The following is an 18,580-nucleotide window of genomic DNA, read 5'->3' as shown; positions in this document are numbered from 1 at the left end:
CCGGTAGACTATCTTTGCGCTGCAAAATAAGCAAATCATACTTACAGTTATGGCAGAAAAAAAGACCACCAGTTATCCTAAAGACAAGATTAATATTCTTTTATTGGAAAACATTAGTGAAACAGCTGTACAAAACATTAAAAGCTCTGGGTATGCAAGCGTGCGCAAATTAGGTGGGGCGCTAAGCGAAGAAGAACTCATCAAAGAAATTAAAGATGTTCATTTACTGGGTATCCGATCGAAAACACAAATAACAAAAAAGGTACTTGATGCTGCAACGAAATTGCAGGCCATCGGTTGTTTTTGTATTGGTGTAAACCAGGTAGATCTGAAATCGGCTACATCCAAAGGTGTAGTGGTAATGAATGCCCCTTACAGCAATACACGTAGTGTGGCGGAACTGGTGATTGGTTTAAGCATTGTACTCATCAGAAAAATTATTGATAAAAATAAGGCTGCACACGAAGGCATCTGGAACAAAGATGCAAAAGGCAGCTACGAATTACGTGGAAAAACTTTAGGCATTATCGGCTACGGTAATATCGGCAGCCAGGTAAGTGTATTGGCCGAAGCATTGGGTATGAAAGTGATCTACTACGATGTTGTAACCAAACTTCCGTTGGGTAATGCAGTACAATACAAAAACCTGAAAGATGTATTGAACAAGGCAGATGTTGTTTCGTTGCATGTGCCGGAAACCAATCAAACAAAAAATCTCATTAATAAAACTTTGCTGAAACAGTTTAAAAAAGGTGCCATCCTGTTAAACTATGCAAGAGGAGAGGTTGTTGATCTTGATGCATTGCGCCAGGCATTGGTTGATAAACATCTTGCAGGCGCTGCAGTGGATGTATTTCCCTGGGAGCCTGAGAAAAACGGCGATCGTTTCCAGACACCGTTGCAGGATCTTCCAAATGTTATTCTTACACCGCACATCGGCGGCAGTACCGAAGAAGCACAGGAAAATATTGGTGAAGATGTAAGTAACAAACTGGTGCAGTATTTAGAAGGGGGTACAACCATTGGATCGCATACCGTACCCGAACTGGCATTACCGGTACAGGAAGGTACACACCGCATCCTCCATATTCATAAAAACGTGCCGGGAGTATTGAGCCAGATCAATACCCAGTTGAGTAAACACAATATCAACATCCTTGGACAATACCTGAAAACCAACGACCAGATCGGTTATGTGGTGCTGGATGTGGATAGCAAACTTTCGAAAAAAGCTGTTGAATTGCTAAAAGAAGTAAAAGAAACGATCAAGGTGCGAATGGTTTACTAAATTCGCAGCCTATGAAAGAAATGATTCAGAACCTTGTAGACGCATTAAATCTGTCGCCCGACAATGTACCTTTGCGTTTACAGGTGGCGCACCTGATGATGAATGAAAAAATGTATGCCGAAGCTGTTGAGCAGCTGAGCGAAGTGCTGAAACGCAGTTACGGACATACAACCGCACAACAACAATTGGCAGAATGCTTTTATTATTTAGGTAAATATTCTGCAGCAATTATAACGTACGAGCAGCTCGAGTTTGAACAGTTACCCGTTCAGTCGGCTGCTTTTTTTATCCGCAGTTTAATTAAGGAACATTCTATTGAGCAGGCAATGGAATTGTACAGGCAATTGCTTGTACATCATCCGCAGTTTGCTGATGAGGAAATTGACAAAGTACTTCGTTTGGGTACATCAACAGAAATGGATGATGAATTTCCATTTGATGACTCGGATTATTTTCTCGAAAAACCAACAACCAAGTTCAGCGATGTTGGTGGTATGAAGAATGTAAAAAATGAAATCTCCTTAAAGATCATTCAGCCATTAAAAAATCCCGATCTGTATAAAGCATTTGGCAAAAAAGCCGGTGGCGGTATTTTGCTATATGGCCCTCCCGGTTGTGGTAAAACATTTATTGCAAAAGCAACTGCCGGTGAAATTGATGCAAAATTCATCAGCATCGGTTTGCACGATATTCTGGATATGTGGATCGGTAACAGCGAAAAAAATCTGCACCAGGTATTTGAAGTGGCAAGAGCAAACAAACCCTGTGTTTTGTTTTTTGATGAAGTGGATGCATTAGGAAGCAGCCGTGCCGATTTAAAGCAATCTGCCATGCGTCATGTCATCAACCAGTTTTTGGCAGAGCTGGATGGTGTGGATGCAGATAATGAAGGCATTTTAATTTTGGCTGCAACAAACGCACCATGGAGTGTGGATGGCGCTTTCAGAAGACCGGGTCGTTTCGACCGCATCATTTTTGTTGCACCGCCCGATGAAGAAGCAAGAGTTGATATTCTGCAACAGTTGTTGAAGGAAAAGCCTGTTGCTGAAATTGATGTAAAGAAAATTGCTGCACAAAGCGATGGTTATTCAGGCGCCGACCTTACAGCTTTGATTGATATTGCAGTGGAAGATAAACTGGCGCACTCTATTGAAACAGGCGAGTTGCAGCCCATTACCACAAAAGATCTGTTGCGTGCATTAAAGGTACATAAGCCAACTACACAGGAATGGTTCAGCAGTGCACGCAATTATGCATTGTATGCAAACGAATCGGGTTTGTACGATGAGATACTGAAGTATTTAAAGATTAAACGTTAGAACCGTACTTTTTTATGCAGCCGAATAATGTAAACATCAGCAGGGCAGAGTTGTTGCTGGAACAGGGGAGAATAAGCGATGCTGTAAAGGAGTTAAAAAGTGCTTTACAGCAGGATCCTGATAATGCGTATGTGTATGCGTTGTATGCACGCTGTCATTATGCAAAAGGCGAATACAGCGAAGGACTCAATAAAATACAACAGGCCATTTCGCTTGAGCCCGATGAAGCTTATTATTTCTATCTGCGTGGGTTTGCATATTATCATTTGAATCAGTTGGCAATGGCAACAACAGAGTTGAACAAAGCCATCAGTTTATATCCTTATCATGCAGAGTATTTCGGATTGTATGCATTTGTGTTGCTCGACGACCGCAAGTATGAACTTGCATTAGCAAAGGCCAATGAAGGATTGGAACTCGATCCTGAAAATGTTACCAGTTTAAATGCAAGAGCAAGAGCACTCAACAAACTGAAACGCACCGATGAAGCAGTTGAAACCATGCAGGATGCATTAAGCAATGCTCCTGAAAGCGATTTCACACATGTTACGATCGGCTTCAATCATCTCGAAAGAGGAAAACATAAAGAAGCACAACAGCATTTTCGGGAAGCATTGCGTTTGTCGCCCAATTTACATTCCGCAAAAGAAGGTTTGAAAGAAGCGTTGAAGGCAAACTTTCCACCGTATCGTTTTCTGTTGCAACTTGGTTTCTGGCTCGCAGAAAAAGGGCAGGGCTTTCGTATTGGTTTTTCAATAGGCTTGTACATCCTGTTTCGTTTTGTAACCAGTATGGCATCATCCATGCCGGGTATACGATGGATACTGGTGCCGTTTATTGTGTTGTACCTCTTATATGTTTCGTTTAGCTGGATCGGCAGTTCGGTTGCTAATTTTATTTTGCTTTTTCATAAAGACGGAAAATATATTCTCAACAACTGGGAACGCTATACTGCCATTGCCATTGTGTGCCTGTTGCTGAGTGGTATTACACTTGGCTCTGTTGCTTATATTAACAATCTGGATATTAATCTTACACTTGCCGGTGTAATACTTGCAACCATGTGTATGCCTGTAAGCAGGTTCGAAGATGGTGATACTATGACGTTGCGTTCGGTTAAAGCAATTTTTACATCTGCATTAATTCTTACCGGTATTACAGCCGTTGCACTTTCGTTGCTGTCAACTACCGGTGCTGCTGCGGGAATTGTAACAGGCGCTTATTTTGTTGGATTGATTATTTATACCTGGACATCGGGCGGGTGGAATTAATCGCAAACTTATTTTGAGGTTGAAGAAGTTGAATCAGAAAAACTTCCTGATTCGGAACAGTTTTTTCGAACTATAACAGGCTTTTTGGTTTGTCGGTCAAGAATAATATTGTCGAGGTTGACTTTTTTAAATGCTTCTTCAAGCTTTTCCTTAGATGTTTCTTTAAAAGGCATTTCAATATGCTGTTCTTTAGTGATCCGGAATTCTCGAACCGAATAATAGATTTTGTCGCTTTCCTCAGCTATTGCAAACATAATGGCAATGTCTCCGATAAATAACGGGATTGTATTATCATCCATGCCAAACGTATATGTTTCGGACTCCTTATGATATTCGCTTTTCAATTCTATTCTCTTTTCCGGGAAAAGTAATCTGATATCAACCTGTTCTTTTTCTTTAAAGGTAGTTGTTGCATCCAAAGTAACTTCAGTAATTCCCTCAAGTTTTTTTAAAAGAATATCAATATTGTACCAACCCAACGAGTTAATCTTAAATTCATATCTATATTCATTAGGTGCCTGAAAATCTGTGTTCAGAGTGTCAATGCCAGAGCTTTGAAATGGTTTTATGATTGTGTCAGTTGTTTTGATATCAGCAAATGAGTTTGCTACAATTTTTTCAAACTCTTCATTGTTATAAAAAGTATCTATTCCGCAGGGGAATTTATTTTTCTCAATAGTAATACTGTCGCATCCTTCTCTATCAAAATCTTGTTTATCAAGTTTTGTGGCTAAATCAGGCCTTTTCATTTTTTCATTCTCGAAATACTTGATCATGCAGGATACATTGTCTTTGCTAATAGCTGGGAATGCCGTCATTATTACACCATTATAGTCATAAATCTGGCAATCAAAGCGTCTGTTTTCTTTTGCAAAGAGCCCAGGATTCTTCAACAGTCGGTAGTATTCGTCACTGTTGTAATATTTGCCACTGTTAATTAGTGTAGGGCCAGTTATTTTTTTTGATATATCATGGCACGATAAGCAATTTGACTTAAATATTCTTTCTCCAGCCTGTATGCAAAGTGTATTAGAGTCGGTAGCAGGTAATAATGCTTCCGGTTCAACCCAGTTTAAGCTGCCATCTTCTTTCAAATCTCCTTTAAATAATTTCATTGAATCGTTGATGTAATCCGCAGGTATTGATCCTTGAATGTCTTTTTTTAATTCTAATTGTATTCCATCTCTTTTTGCATTAATGTAAAACATGCCACCGCTTTCCAATAGTTCACCGTTTGATTCTGTAGTTAATCCTGCAGCTAATATTTCAATAGGAGCATACACTTCTTTTAATTCAATAGTTACGGCAGCTGTTCCTTCAAATGCGCCGGCTGGTATGTTGAAGATGCCGCCTCGGAAACCTTTTAAAGTGTTTGCCTTGGCAGGGTCAATTGTAAAGATCTGCGTACGGATATTTCCTGTATTTAAGAATGAAGGTTTATTTTCTCTTGTGCAGGCAAGTAAAAACAAAACAAATAGAGAGATGAGCAGCAGAGCCTTTTTCATAAGCGGTCAATTGTTGATTAAATGTAAAGCAGGATGTGTGGTAAAGAAAATTAAATTTTTCCGATATTTTCAAAAAATACTGAAAACTTCGTAAATTTGACGAGTGATTAAATCTTCTTTATGAAACTCGTTATACTGGGCGGGGGCTTCGGAGGTTTACGACTGGCCCGCCTTCTCAACAACAAACCAGGTATTGAAATAACACTCATCGACCGGTTCAATTATCACCAGTTTCAACCGCTGTTTTACCAGGTTGCTACAGCCGCACTGGATGCAAGTAATATTTCTTTCCCCTTACGCAAAGCTTTTCACAACAGTAAGAATGTTCGCATCCGTATGGCAGAAGTTGAACGTATTGACACAGCTGCCAAACAGGTAATTACAAATGAAGACAGCTATGCGTACGATTATCTTGTTATTGCAACAGGCGCAAGCACCAATTTCTTCGGCAATAAAAATCTGGAGCAGCATGCTTTTCCTATGAAGAGCACGGTAGAAGCGTTACAGCTGCGGCATAAGCTTATCCAGAATTTTGAAGATGCATTGCATGCCAATGATGCAACAGAATTGCAACGGCTGATGAATATTGTAGTGGTAGGTGGTGGTCCTACAGGTGTGGAGTTAAGTGGTGCTGTTGCAGAAATGAAAAAATATGTATTGCCGAAAGATTATCCCGAACTCGATTTTTCAAAAATGAATATTTACCTGCTCGAAGGAACAGGCAAAACACTGGCGGCAATGAGTGAGCGGAGCAGCAACAACAGTTTAAACTATCTGCAACGGTTAGGTGTAACCGTAAAAACAAATGCGTTGCTGCAGGATTACAATGGAGAACAGGTTACGTTGAAAGATGGTACAATCATTCCTTCTAAGTTGGTTATCTGGGCTGCAGGTATTAGAGGCAATATTCCTGCAGGTATTGATCCTTCGTTAATAGCACGAGGCAACCGAATAAAAGTAGATGCCTTCAACTTTGTACAGGGAATGAACAATGTGTTTGCCATTGGTGATATTGCGTACATGGAAAACGAAGCTTTTCCAAACGGTCATCCGCAGGTGGCACCTGTAGCCATACAACAGGCAACCTTGTTAGCAAAGAATCTATTGCATTTGCGTAAAGGTGAAAAAGCAGTAGCTTTTCAGTATAACGATAAAGGTGCAATGGCAACGGTTGGCCGTAACCTTGCAGTGGTTGATATGCCGATCCCGATAGCTATCGGGACAAAATTGCATTTCGGTGGTTTCTTTGCATGGCTTATCTGGATGGGTCTGCACCTGATGCTGATTCTTGGCGTAAAGAACAGATTCTTTGTGTTTGTTAACTGGTTGTATAACTATGTTACTTACGATCAGAGTCTGCGGTTGATCTTTAAAGAGTTTTATCGGAAAGAGGAAGCTAAGAGTTAAAAGAGTAAAAGAAGAAAAACATAAGGTTGGCAACCTTTAAAAAAATATTGAATGGGTGCATTTCTTACGGCTGAATGGCGCAATCTTGTAATGATGAATTATGTAGTTCCTGAACAGGTGCTGAAGCCGCATTTACCTAACGGTGTTGAACTGGATGTGTATAACGGGAAATGTTATGTAAGTTTTGTGGCGTTTCATTTTCTTGATACCAAACTTAAAGGCATTGCTATTCCTTATCACAAGGATTTTGAAGAGATCAATCTTCGTTTTTATGTGCGTTATCCATCAAAGGAAGGAGTAAAACGTGGCGTGGTGTTCATTAAAGAACTGGTGCCAAAGCGTATGATTGCATGGGTAGCCAAACTTGTATATGGCGAACGCTATGCCTATACACCCATTAAAAGTAAAATTGAACAAACCAATTTACGTTACCTGCAGTTTGAATGGGGGAAAGAACAGGAACATCACCTGAAAGTGGAAACAGCAGCACATGTGCTACCTATTCAACGGGGGAGTAAGGAAGAATTTATTTTTGAACATTACCTCGGCTATACCTCACTATCAACATTTCGAACAGGTGAGTATAAAGTGGAGCATCCTCGCTGGAATGTGTACCCAGTCAATGGATTTTCTTATACCATCGATTTTGAAAAACTATATGGTGATGATTTTGCCTTCATGAACGACATGCAGCCCGATTCTGTTTTTGTAGCAGAAGGATCGGAAGTAAGTGTGCATGAACGAAAGATGTTGTAAGCAACATTGTTAATACACCCACACAGGTACTTTAATATAGCTGCTGTTATGCCATTTGATTTGTAAAGGAGCACCTGCATCTTTTATTGTTTCTTCCGCAACAGGTTTGCCCGATCCATAGTTAATGATCTCAAACGGATGTTTATTAACGTTCAGTACAATCACCAACCGGCTTCCTTTACTGATCTTCCTGCTCACAAATCTTGTATTGGTAAACGGAATGCTTTCTTTTTTGTTAGGCTGCAACAACTGCCGTTGTGCATTGTTCTTTGCATAGCTTGCCCTGCCAATATATCTTGTGAGATAAAAATATTTTCCATCGGGCATTTGCTCATACAATGCCAGCGAAACATCCATATCTTTTTTGTTGATGCTGGCAAAAAGGTTTCCGGTAAAGGAACCATTGATAGCAAACTCTTTTTCAAATACAGGAGTTGAAAAGATCAATCCATTACCTGCATCAAGCGAATCCATTATCAGTTGTGGTACAAAGAAATTGTTTTCTGTTTTCCTGTCTTTAAAATCTACTGTCTGTAATTGGTAAGCAGCTGTTGCCTGTTTTTGTTTTACAAGCGATCGCTTGTGCAGGTAAAATGTCAACGTATCGTTATTCATCTGCTGAAGTGTTGCAACATGTTTCCATTCGTTGCTGCCCATTACCTGGTAATTGATCTTGTTTTTGAGCAAGGCAGGTTTCGGTTTGTTTTTCAGAATATGATCGAGCCATTCATAAGCCAGCTCCATCATGCTTACATTGGCAACACTGTCAATTAAATAACCCATTAAGTTCAAGGCTGGTCTTCGCTGACCTCCCCAATGATCATAAGGCCCGATAACAACATAATGATTGGCGTTGCTGTTATATTTTGTATGCAGTTTAAAATATTGCAAGGCACTTATCTGCGATCCATCGTAATAACCTGTTGTTGTTAGCACCGGTATGTTGATGTGTGCATATTCAGCAGGAGTGGGTACCATTGATGACCAGTATTGATCATATGCAGGATGTTGCAACCACTTTTGAAAAATGGCATTCCTGTTTCCTGCAAGGCTATCCATGTTTTTCCATGCTGTACCTTTTTCAAACCATTCAAAAGGTAAACTTCTGCGTATGGCTTCACGTTTGTATATATTATCGTTTGGCCAATACAAACCAAGGTTCAACTCCACATTGTTTTCAAGCGGTGTATCATAGCCCGGCATCACTGCCACCTGCGGTACAATTGTTTTTAAAGCCGAGTGAATATTTTTTACAGTCGACCATTGTGCAAAGCCGGTATAACTTCCGCTGAACATACCCACCGATCCATTACACCAGGATTGTTTACTGATCCAGTCAATAATATCATAAACATCGGTTGCTTCATGTTCATAAGGTGCATAGTGTTTCAGATCTGTTCGTATACCTCTTGCATAAGCCACAATGCCAACATAATCTCTGTCGGCCGAACGCTTGCCTGCATTTGCATCGCCAGCACCTTGATAATACGTTGTGTAAAAAAGCAAAGCAGGTAAGGGCTTTGTGTTTGTTTTCTTTCGAACGATAATGGCTGAAATACTGATGCCGCTTTTTGTGGGTATGAGTACACTGTCCTGTATGAGATAAACACTGTCGGGCACTGTGTTTGTTTGTGCATGCGTAAACAAAGCGACGAACAGGAACAGGCAGGCAATAATTTGTTTTTTCATCAGATGATTGTTAGTAACAGCAGAAACGTAAACCTGCTTGTATTGTTGTGAATGCGAATAACAGTTACAGATACGGATGCCTGAACTGCGGATATTTTTTCTTTCGCTCATTCAACTCCTGTACATAAAGCTCCATGCCCGAAGGATCGTAGATATTGTCTTTGGCAAAAAACAATTTCCCTTCGTGATAGTTATAAACAGCCCAGTTAATCGTTGGATCAAAGATGAGCGTATCACCGGAGATGAACAGATCGAACGCATATTTGATCGCCATTTTCCACGTCATCAGTAAAGGCTGTTCGTTACTGTCGGTTAACACAAATACATAGTTGCTAAAGGGTATACTCCTGCTGTACATCCATTTTTTCAGCAAGGGAATATTTTCGTGCAAATCAACGGCATGTTCAAACTCTTCAATGATTTTATAATTCTTGTACGAAAATGGTGCCCAACCACCATCCGACAATAAACAGGTATGATCAATAAACTCATTCAGAAATTTTGCTGCTGTGGTATCAAGAAACCAGATCTGTGCTTTATGTGTTTCGGGCAAAGCATCAAACTCTGCTGCTGTACCAAACACCGATGGTTTATCGGGACGGGGAGTGGTAAACTGTTTTATGTTGCTGAAGTCGATCATGGGTTGTTACTTTAAAGTTGTAAGATATTAAACAGATCAATACCTTAGGCAACTTGGGTCAATACAGCATTTTATTTTCAACTTTTAATAGCTAACTTCCGCATCTTAACTATTTCATTTCACACCAAAGCGTTCACTGTTTAAGGATGATAAATGTTGTGCGTATAACGTTGCTATCCCTTTTTTTTAGTTCAGCATCATTGCTGTTTGCACAACAACGGCTGTTTACCAATCAGCAACTGTTTACTGTAGAGGATGGGTTACCTCAAAATTTCATCAGTGGTATAATGCAGGATAGCGATGGTTTTATATGGCTGTCAACAATGGATGGCCTATCCCGATACGACGGAAGGGGATTTAAAAATATTCGTTACAATCCAAAAGATACCAATGGACTTTTTGCCAATGTCATTAACAATATTGGAAGGTTCAGGAACAATACAATCACTATACATTATGGTACAAACGAAGCCGATGATTTTAACCTGCGCACCTTTAAAGCAAAACGAAATAAAGCTGCGGATCTGCTGAATAAAATTCCCTATGCACGCTGGCAACCTTTTCATGTTGGTTACACGACCAGCAACTGGCTTTTTATTATGAGCAACAACAAAGGCATGGGTTGGCTCGATAGTAAAACAGGGCAGGTGCATTATGCTAATAAAGTAAACGGTTTGTTGCAACAGGATACCATTAATGCTGTTGTTGAATCGAATGAAGGAAAGTTGTACCTGGTGAGTACAGATGGGGTGCACATAAGCGATACCAGTCGCAGCAAGTTTCAATGGATGCGTTTTACAACACATGTAAAAAAAGAAGTGGTGCTTGCATCGGAACTGAGTGAACGATTTTCCATTGTTTGCCTGCCGGGTGATCGTTTAATTGTTGCCCAGGATAATAAGATCATCCTGTTAGATACAAAAGAAAAAATAAGTCGGTTTATACCAGCTCCTGCGAATCTGCAAACAGCGTTAGCTCCTTTGAATTGTGAGTTGCAGGTTGATGCAAAGGGAAGGGCTTATTTTGAAAATAGCGGACGTATTTTCAGGATCACGGAAAGCGGTGAAATGAAAATGCTTTGGGAGAATACCATCAATCCTTCTTTACGCATCAGCGCATTTTTTATTGATCGTTCAGATGTGTTGTGGGTCAGCATTAATGCGCAGGGGCTGTTAAAGATCGATCTGCAATCAGCACCATTTGAATCGTATAAGTATCGCACAAATTTTATTGCAGATATATTGGAGCACGCTGGCGTAAGATTGACGATGCCGCTCAATCAACAAACAAAAGGAGAAGCATCTTATTACCTACGCCAAGCCATTGATAAAAAGAATAATCACTTTATTTTTTCAGGTTGGCTGAGTGCTGCTAATGTTTTTCAACTAAGCCAAACAAAGCTTCATCCTTTTTTTCAATTTCCGCCGCAGTATCAGAATGCAGCATTGATCAATATGCCCAACGGTGCATTGTGGCTGTTGAGCCAGGATCAACCTTCGTGGTATTTCTGGAAATCAAATGTTGAGGGGCCAGAAAAAGTATTGATCGATCCGGAGCTATCGAACCTCGTTGAAATAAACGATGCAAAATATTTTGGTGGCTCTGTCTGGATGGCAACTTATAAACATGGATTGTTGCAGTATACTCCGGCAAAAAAAGTAAACAGGTTTTCAGGACAATTGAAGAATGGAGTAGTGCCTGAGAGTCTTACAGAATTTTGTGCCGACCCGGTTGACACAACAAAGTTCTGGATCGGTTCACGTGGTGGTGGTTTAATATTATGGGATGTGCAAAAAGGTTTGCAGAAAATTTATACGGAGGAAGATGGCTTGCCGAATAACACCATCTATTGCATACTGCCCGACAATGCAGGTAACATCTGGTGCAGCACCAACAAAGGTATTTTTCGATTTAATAGAAGGACAGGGCAGGTAACGACTTTCGAAAAAACAGATGGACTGCCGGGTAATGAGTTCAACAGGTCGCACAAATTCATGTTTGCTGATGGACGCCTTGCATTTGGTGGATTGGATGGCTTTACTATTTTCAATCCGGCAGATTTTAATAGCGATGCAAAAAAGACAGAAGTGCCTGTTCTGTTAACGGGTTTGCAGATCAACAATCAACAGCAGGATTTTAATATTGACAACAGCTTTGTAAAAGAACCAATAAGCATTGTATCCGATATCGAATTGCCTTATAATAAAAATAATCTGCGTTTCGAATTTGCAGCGCTGTTATACAATCAACCGCAAAAAATAAAATACCGTTATCAATTAAAAGGTGCAGATAATGATTGGATAGAAAATGGCACATCGAATGTTGCTTCGTATGCAGCGCTGCGGCCCGGAACGTATACCTTCCTCATAAATGCATCTGATCAAAACGGGTTATGGGCCGATACAGTAAAAGAGATCAGCATCAGGATCCGTCCACCGTTCTGGGCTACATGGTGGGCTTATATTGTCTATGCACTCATTGCATTGGCTTTATTAAAATGGTATTTCAATTTCAGGGAAGGGAAATTAAAAGCAGAACAGAATTTTGCCTTTGAAAAAAGAGAAGCACTTCGTTTAAGAGAGGTTGATGAATTAAAGGATCGGTTTTTCAGCAATATCACACATGAATTCCGAACTCCACTTACACTCATCCTAACGCCCCTGGAAAAATTAGAGCATGATCCTTCGCTTTCTGCAGCTGCTGTGAGCAATGTAAAAACGGCACAACGTAATTCAAAACAATTGTTGCAACTCATCAATGAGTTTCTTGATTTTTCCAAACTCAATAATGGCCAGCTGCAATTAAAAACGGCAACAGGTGATCTGGCATTATTTACAACAGAATGTGTAAAATCATTTGAAACAGCTGCCAATGAAAAAAATATCAGTCTTCTTTTTTCGGCCAACGCAGTGGATGGATTTTATTTGTTCGATGAAGAAAAGTGGAATAAGATTGTATGGAACCTGTTGAGCAACGCATTAAAATTTACGCCTGCAAACGGAGTCGTTTCTGTTTCGCTTTATTCATCAGATAAGGATCATATTCATCTCGAAGTAAAAGATAACGGCCCCGGAATAGCCCTCCATCATCAACAAAAAATATTCGATCGTTTTTATCAGGTAGATGATTCAGCTATACGAACATTTGGCGGCACAGGCATTGGCTTATCATTGGTAAAAGAATTAACCGAGCTGATGGATGGAACAATTAAGTTGCGTAGTGAACTCGGCGTAGAAACCTGCTTCACCGTTTCGGTTCCCATGAAAAAAATGATGACGAAAGAAACTGCAGGAGCCGTTCATTCATCAGTTTCAAGTAGACCAATAACTGCCGCAGAACAGGAACTGCCGCTTCTGCTGGTAGCAGAAGACAATGATGAGCTTCGGTCTTTTTTAGTGGAAACCATGCAAAGTCATTACCGTGTGCTGGAGGCTGCTGATGGATTGAAAGCCTGGGAAATCATTTTGCAGGAGCTTCCGGATATTGTCATCAGCGATGTGATGATGCCCGGGCAGGATGGGTTTGATCTTTGTAGCACATGTAAAGCCGATAACCGGACAGCTCATATTGGGTTTATTCTCCTCACTTCAAAAGCCGCTCATGATGCCCGCTTAAAAGGATTGGGTACCGGTGCCGATGACTATATCACAAAACCTTTTCACCTGCAGGAGCTTGAATTGCGCACTGCCAACATTTTGCAGACGCAGAAAAAACAACGGGCATGGTTGCAGGCCCGGTTGATCAATACTGCTCCCCAAGAACAGCTGCCTGAAATTACCGACCCGTTTTTGATAGCGCTTTACAAAGAAATGGATGCAAAGCTGGATGATGCAGATCTGAATGTTGATCACCTCTGCAAGACAATGGCCATGAGTCGTAGCACCTTGAACCGAAAATTAAAATCACTCCTTGATATTTCTCCCAACGAACTGATTAAGCAGTATCGTTTACAAAAAGGTTCCCAACTTATTTCTGCTGGGTTGGATATTTCCACCGCAGCTTACCAGGTGGGTTTCAGCAGTCCCTCTTATTTCAGTCAATGTTTTAAAGAACAGTACGGTATTACGCCCTCCGAATTTGTTTTAAAGCTTAGTTGACGCAATATTGATAGTGTTTGAACCGATCCTTATAGCCCTTTGGGTGCTGTGGAATGTAGTTTTATGTCATCAGAAATCACCTGAATTCTTCACAAACCAAAAGCAACTATCATGAAACAATCCAACAGAATTATTGCGTCAGTCATCCTGTTTACTGCTGTAACAACCGGCACGATAACAGCACAACAATCAACAATTAATACCTCAGCAGATGCTGCGTTTGTAAAAAATAACCTTCCTTCCAGTACAAATATGGTTACTTCCACTGTGCCTGCGGCCAATCCCAAAATCGAAGCCAGGTTTGCGGCTTTGTTTCCCAATGCGTCAGATCTGCAATGGGTCGCAGGTGCAGATAATTACTGGGTGAGTTTTTTAAACAATGGACGAAAGGCCAGTGCCTGCTTTACGCCAAAAGGAAAAATGAATTATGCCATTACCGTATGTGATATGGCACATATGCCTGAAGCATTCAGTAAAGCCATCCAAAAAGAATATGCTGCTTACAGCCTCCTGAGGGCTATTGAAATAAAAGCACACGATGCTGTTGCTTACCAGGCAATTTTAGAAGATGCCAATGGTTATGTTACACTAAAGTACACTGCTGATGGCATTGAAAAAATACAACAGGTAGTAAAACAGTGATGGTCAAGAACCTTTGGTTAAGTTACCCGCTTTACAAATTGGGAGATTTGAATTGCGGGTACTTTTTCTGTCGTTCATTCAGTTCCCAGTGATTGTTGTTTGGTGAAGAAAGAATTACTTTTCTTTCATCATTTTCCTTGCCCTCGATTTAAACGCTGCTGATTCATGTTCCCATCTTGTTTCAATGATCGTAACGATCTCAGGTAATATTTCAGGAAACTCTTGGGATAAGTTTTGCAGCACAGTTAACGAAAAGGCTTTCACAGCCGTTGCTTCTTTTGGGTTGCTGATAAATTCAAAACAACAATCCATCACATCGCCTTTTAGTTCTTCAGGTATGGATATATGTTGCAAAGCTCTTGTAATATTTCTGCGTACGGCGTTATGAACACCGGGCTTTCGTAACAATGATACAAACACCGGTAAATGCTTTTTCAATAGTTGCGGTTGCGACTGCCCAATAATGCCAATCGGCCATGCTGCCCGTTGCACTACACGGTATTCATCGGTTGTAAACAAATGTACCAGCTCGTCCATCCGCTTTTGTGATGTTCCGATCCATTGCACAATTTTCGCTGCCTGTGCTTTGGAATGTTCAGCTAATATTTCTTCACGTAAATTCAGATGCAAGGAGTTAAAAGAGTGGAAGAAGAAAAAGAGTTTGTGCTAAGAGTTTGAAAGAGTAGAAAAAATTAAGAGAGTTGTTGCAGCTGCTTTAATGCGTGCACACAGGCAAGTACTTCTGCTTCATCTACTGTAACAGATAAAAGGTCTTCGTTCATCTGTGTGTTGATATACTTCATACCGCTTGCAAGATTTGTGCGGGCCGAAGTATGTAACTCAACAGCACCTGTAAACTGAGCAAGCTCTGCAAGGTTGGTATGCCGCACACCGCTGCCGGGCATGATGATGATACGGTCATCAGCTGCAGTTACCAATTGCTTCAGTACATCTTTACCTTCAGTTACATTGGGATGCAAACCTGAAGTAAGCACACGTTCGCAACCAATGTCGATGATCGTTTCCAATGCCTCAAATGCATCTCTTGCACGGTCGAATGCACGATGGAAGGTTACGCCCATCGGGTAAGCCAGTTCAACCAGTTGTGCAGTACGTTCTTTATCAACAGTACCATCGGTATTTAATAAGCCAAATACCACACCATCGCAGCCAAGTTGTTTGCAGAGTTTAATATCTTCCTTCATTGCATCAAACTCATCTGCATTATAAAAAAAATCACCACCACGTGGGCGTATCATTGTGTACAGTTCAATTGAAGCGAGCTCTCTTGCTTTTTTGATCATGCCACAGGATGGGGTAGTACCACCTTCGCCGGGATTATCGCACAATTCAATACGATGGGCTCCTGCTTTTTGTATGATGCTGCACGATTCGATGCTGAAGGCAATAACTTCGAGTTTGTAGTTCATTATAGTTATTCTCGTTATAAAAAGAAAAATAGCTTTCTAATTTCTAACCACACACTTTCATAAGTCCAGTTGGGGCCATCCCAGGGCGGCGAATAGTTGTATGTGAGACCCAGATTATAATAGGCGAAGATCATAACTGTAAAAAGGAATAACGACAGTTTCCATTTGCTTTTTTGCAGCCAGGAAATGAATGATGCAAACGGTAATGCAAGTAATGCGTAAAACTCTACATACGACCTATGACCAAATGCCCCTCCAAACCACCAAGCCCACCAGCTGGCGAACAGGTATGTTGCTATTACAAAAATGAGGAGAATTACGGATTCTGCATGTTTACTTTTTTTGCGTGTTGCCAACATCCATATTAGTGGAAATATAACAACAGGGCTATAGAGCAACCAGCCATTCCACGGATCTATTAACACACGAATAAGCTTTGGCTCCTTCCAATAAATAAAAGACTCGTTGTTGTAAGACCATATTATGGATTTGCCGGAAACATGGTGCCAATAAATTAGTTGAGGTATAAATGGTAATATAAATGCTAAAGCCGCCGGCAGCATTCCTTTCATATTTGTTTTTAGAAACGCTGTTTTATCAGAGCATTCCTTTAACCATCTTAAAAAAGGATAAAGCAGTACAATAATGTTGGTCGGCCGTGTTAGAATAATTAAACCGCTGGTAATTGCAAGTAATAACCAAAATGAAATAGGAAATGGCTTATTGTTTTTTAATGAAACTGCTAATTTTTCGGTTTGAAACAATAAGCAGGCAAATAAGAAAAAACTAAATACATGCGACATTGCGGGCTGAAAGAAACTGTAATAATACAGGTTAGTACCTGCCAACAAAAAAAACAAAGCAAGCGCAACTGCTAAACGATTATAGTATTGAACTGCTACTTTCCATAACAAGAACAGGCCTGCGAGCAAATAAAAAATGCCTGCAGCCATTAGTGCATATGCATATATTAAACTGTGCCCATCCGGAATATATCCTAATGGTTTGCTTAAGAAATGTGCCGTAAGAAAAAAAGGAAGTTCGAGTATTGCAACCCCTGCTGTGTACTTGCTGTAAATAATGTTCGTGCCGGGGTATTCCTTTATGTAAGCCGTATCTCTTACAGCTTCTTTTTTAAAACCATCGTAAATAAATACAGCAGGTAAATACACATAGTACCCTTCCATATCCGACCAAATCAGTTTTTCCGGGTGCTTATTGGCATTAATTGAAATGAGTGTGCATAAAAGAATAATAACAGGAACGAATAGTTTTTTCAGCCAGCTCATTAACAGATTATTTTGTTACGCAAAAAAAACAGCAAAAATTAAAACCAGCTTTTTGAATTAATAGATGTTTCAATACTGGTGTTGCGTACGGCCATCGAAAAATTCTTCATCACCGAATAGCCACCGTATTCGCCTTTCTTGTTAATAGCAATAAAACAGGCCTGTACATTTTTTGCATTTGCACCATTGTTCTTTACAATGCGGCGTACAGCTTCTTTACAAGCCGCTTCCGGACTTGCTCCATGGCGCATCATTTCAACAACAGTATGCGAGCCGCAGATCTTTACCATTTCTTCACCAACACCTGTAGCCGATGCTGCACCCACTTCATTATCTACAAACAAGCCTGCACCTATAATAGGAGAGTCGCCTACACGTCCGCTCATTTTAAAAGCCATGCCACTGGTTGTACAGGCACCACACAGGTTTCCTTTTGCATCAAGTGCAATCATTCCAATGGTATCATGATTCAATACTTCCGAAGGCCATTTGTATAACATCGCTTCCTGTTTTTCGTAACCTTCACGTTTAAGTTTTTCTTCCAGTTCTTTTACTGTGCGTAACGGATCGTAGTTGGATGTTTTTAACCATTCTTTCCATGCTTTTTCACTTTCAGGTGTAAGCAGGTTGGTACGTTTAAAACCTTGCGATAATGCAAAACGTAATGCACCTTCACCCACTAATTGTACATGTGGTGTTTTCTCCATTACTAAACGTGCAACCTGCACAGGATGCAGAATTTCTTCAAGCGACATTACAGCACCGCATTGTCCTTTCTCATTCATTACACAGGAATCAACTGTAACTTTTCCGTCTCTGTCTGGCAGACCGCCATAACCAACACTGTTATCGCTTGGGTCGGCTTCGGGTACCATTACACCGTTTACTACAGCATCAAGCGCATAACCTCCTTTGCTTAATATTTCCCATGCTGCTTTATTGGCTTTCATATTATGTGCCCAGGTAGAAAGTACAATAGGTCCTTTGGGAGGGGTAGCTGCTGCAAACCCTTTGGTGCCGACAAGTGTGGCCGATAGGCCGGTAAGTTGTAAAAAACGTCTTCTGTTGATCATGCCTTTTTTTGTTAAGAAGTGGTGAATGTAGGATGTTTTTAAAAAAAATCCGGTTACGATTTTAAACCTTCATTTTCACTCCGGGTCTCTTATATACAAATGCAAATAAAGAAATTAAATGCATTGAAAAGACGGAATTTATTTTGCCGTAATCATTAATCAAAAAAAGTATAC

The 18,580-nt window shown here is 40.4% G+C and carries 14 protein-coding genes; 7 read left to right on the top strand and 7 right to left on the bottom strand.

Features of this window, described 5'->3' with window-relative positions:
- Positions 1-49: 49 nt before the first annotated feature.
- From serA to ESA94_RS02265, 3 genes are read left to right on the top strand one after another with little or no spacing between them, the layout of a single operon-like run.
- The gene (gene serA, locus ESA94_RS02275; protein ID WP_129129235.1) at positions 50-1,288 is read left to right on the top strand and encodes a phosphoglycerate dehydrogenase; all 1,239 of its coding nucleotides are present in this window, start codon (positions 50-52) and stop codon (positions 1,286-1,288) included.
- Positions 1,289-1,299: 11 nt separating this feature from the next.
- Positions 1,300-2,607, top strand: coding sequence for an ATP-binding protein (locus tag ESA94_RS02270; RefSeq protein ID WP_205755896.1), 1,308 nt, complete (start codon positions 1,300-1,302; stop codon positions 2,605-2,607).
- 14 nt (positions 2,608-2,621) lie between these two features.
- Positions 2,622-3,878 carry a tetratricopeptide repeat protein gene (locus ESA94_RS02265; RefSeq protein ID WP_129129234.1) on the top strand — a complete coding sequence of 419 codons (1,257 nt, stop codon included), beginning with the start codon at positions 2,622-2,624 and terminating at the stop codon, positions 3,876-3,878.
- Between the two features lie 8 nt (positions 3,879-3,886).
- Here ESA94_RS02265 and ESA94_RS02260 read toward each other — a convergent pair whose 3' ends face one another.
- Positions 3,887-5,383 carry a c-type cytochrome gene (locus ESA94_RS02260; protein ID WP_129129233.1) on the bottom strand — a complete coding sequence of 499 codons (1,497 nt, stop codon included), beginning with the start codon at positions 5,381-5,383 and terminating at the stop codon, positions 3,887-3,889.
- 120 nt (positions 5,384-5,503) lie between these two features.
- On the opposite strand from ESA94_RS02260, the gene ESA94_RS02255 reads away from it, so the two are divergent.
- On the top strand, positions 5,504-6,790 hold the full coding sequence (locus tag ESA94_RS02255) for an NAD(P)/FAD-dependent oxidoreductase (RefSeq protein WP_129129232.1): 1,287 nt from the start codon (positions 5,504-5,506) through the stop codon (positions 6,788-6,790).
- A gap of 51 nt (positions 6,791-6,841) precedes the next feature.
- A complete protein-coding gene (locus ESA94_RS02250) occupies positions 6,842-7,546 on the top strand; it encodes a YqjF family protein (RefSeq protein ID WP_129129231.1) in 705 nt (234 codons plus the stop codon).
- Positions 7,547-7,555: 9 nt separating this feature from the next.
- On the opposite strand, the gene ESA94_RS02245 is transcribed toward ESA94_RS02250, so the two are convergent.
- Positions 7,556-9,235, bottom strand: coding sequence for a CocE/NonD family hydrolase (locus tag ESA94_RS02245; protein WP_129129230.1), 1,680 nt, complete (start codon positions 9,233-9,235; stop codon positions 7,556-7,558).
- 64 nt (positions 9,236-9,299) lie between these two features.
- Positions 9,300-9,875, bottom strand: coding sequence for a hypothetical protein (locus tag ESA94_RS02240; RefSeq protein WP_129129229.1), 576 nt, complete (start codon positions 9,873-9,875; stop codon positions 9,300-9,302).
- A 170-nt stretch (positions 9,876-10,045) separates the two neighbouring features.
- On the opposite strand from ESA94_RS02240, the gene ESA94_RS02235 reads away from it, so the two are divergent.
- Positions 10,046-13,972 carry a hybrid sensor histidine kinase/response regulator transcription factor gene (locus ESA94_RS02235; RefSeq protein ID WP_164972605.1) on the top strand — a complete coding sequence of 1,309 codons (3,927 nt, stop codon included), beginning with the start codon at positions 10,046-10,048 and terminating at the stop codon, positions 13,970-13,972.
- A gap of 111 nt (positions 13,973-14,083) precedes the next feature.
- A complete protein-coding gene (locus ESA94_RS02230) occupies positions 14,084-14,614 on the top strand; it encodes a hypothetical protein (protein WP_129129227.1) in 531 nt (176 codons plus the stop codon).
- Between the two features lie 114 nt (positions 14,615-14,728).
- Here ESA94_RS02230 and ESA94_RS02225 read toward each other — a convergent pair whose 3' ends face one another.
- From ESA94_RS02225 to ESA94_RS02210, 4 genes are all read right to left on the bottom strand, one after another.
- Positions 14,729-15,244: a hypothetical protein gene (locus ESA94_RS02225; RefSeq protein ID WP_129129226.1), complete on the bottom strand. Its 516-nt coding sequence runs from the start codon at positions 15,242-15,244 to the stop codon at positions 14,729-14,731.
- Positions 15,245-15,306: 62 nt separating this feature from the next.
- A complete protein-coding gene (locus ESA94_RS02220) occupies positions 15,307-16,044 on the bottom strand; it encodes a copper homeostasis protein CutC (protein WP_129129225.1) in 738 nt (245 codons plus the stop codon).
- A gap of 14 nt (positions 16,045-16,058) precedes the next feature.
- Positions 16,059-17,333, bottom strand: a complete 1,275-nt coding sequence (locus tag ESA94_RS02215; protein WP_129129224.1) for a hypothetical protein — start codon at positions 17,331-17,333, stop codon at positions 16,059-16,061.
- A gap of 38 nt (positions 17,334-17,371) precedes the next feature.
- Positions 17,372-18,406, bottom strand: a complete 1,035-nt coding sequence (locus ESA94_RS02210; RefSeq protein ID WP_129129223.1) for a N(4)-(beta-N-acetylglucosaminyl)-L-asparaginase — start codon at positions 18,404-18,406, stop codon at positions 17,372-17,374.
- Between the last annotated feature and the right edge of the window lie 174 nt (positions 18,407-18,580).

It is taken from the genome of Lacibacter luteus (genome assembly GCF_004118265.1).
Lineage (GTDB): Bacteria > Bacteroidota > Bacteroidia > Chitinophagales > Chitinophagaceae > Lacibacter > Lacibacter luteus.
Note: the sequence above shows the minus strand (reverse complement) of the source record. Positions and strands in the feature narration are given on the sequence as shown.